This is a genomic window from Nonomuraea sp. NPDC049504, from assembly GCF_040676845.1.
Lineage (GTDB): Bacteria > Actinomycetota > Actinomycetes > Streptosporangiales > Streptosporangiaceae > Nonomuraea > Nonomuraea salmonea.
Window position 1 is genome coordinate 1 of record NZ_JBFAPT010000089.1, and the last position, 1021, is coordinate 1021.

Sequence of the window (1021 nt, forward strand, 5' to 3'; positions counted from 1 at the left end):
CCGCCCGAGGTGTAGTCACTAGCCCGTGCGAACGACGAACCGGTGGACGACCACCGGTAGATGGTCATCGTGCCGTCACCGTCATCACGCATCATCGCCGGAGCCTCGGCCCCTCCCAGCGCGTAGGGCCAGATCGTGTTGGCGATGATCTGACCGTCACCGGCCTGCTCCGCGTATCTGCTGGGATATTGCGAGACCTGGACGGCTTGGCACACTTCGCCGATGGGTGCGGTTTTCCACCTGTTATTGGGGTAGAGCCGGATCATCTTGTCGAGGAACGCGTTGGTGGCCCAGATGGGGTCGAGACGATGCGCGGCGCTACCCCAGTTGTCCTGCTGCTGGAACAGACCCAGGCTGGTGTGATCGACCTTCTCGCTGATGTTCTGGATGCTGCTCTCGACGATGACCGTGGTCATGGCGATCGCCGCGGCTCGGAGGTCGAGCCCCCGTTCGCGAACGGCTTTGACGATCATCCGCGCGCAGGAGACGCGGTAGGCGGACATGTAGCCGCGCATCTTGGCGTTGAGGCTGCCGTTGAGGCGGGTGGCGAGCTCGGTGTCCCTCGAGGTGGTGCCGCCAGGGTCGCATGGAGCGAGCTGGTAGGCGGCTGCCGTGATCGGAGGTGTCGGCTCGGCCAGAGCGGGACTTGTCGAGGCTGAGACGGCTAAACCGGTGATGACTGCCGTGCCCATGCAGCCGGCACGAAGCATAAAAGAGCCGAACATGAAGATCCTTCGTAGAAGATGGTCGAAGCGGCGGTTCTATCGCTGGAGACAGTGCGGGCAGATGAGGCACCGAAGGTCGGACGGATGCCATCCGCAGGGCGCAGGCCCGGGCGAAGAGGCCGTCTCGTGCCCGGACCTGCGTTGCCGGATGAAGGTCAGTTCCACTTGCCGAGGACGAGGCGTCCGGCGACGGGGCCGAGGGCGTAAGGGCCGGAGGTAGACCATTTACCGGCGTAGCTGCTGCCGTTCCTCCAGACATGGAAGCTGAAGGTGTTGTCTCCGTTCTGGTAAGCCGC

Annotated in this window: 1 protein-coding gene; it reads right to left on the reverse strand. The window is 64.2% G+C overall.

All coding sequences use genetic code 11. The annotated features are described in order from the left end of the window. Nucleotides 1-725: hypothetical protein (locus tag AB0K28_RS51740; protein WP_364386091.1), on the reverse strand; the 725-nt coding region annotated here is incomplete at its 3' end. Between the last annotated feature and the right edge of the window lie 296 nt (nt 726-1021).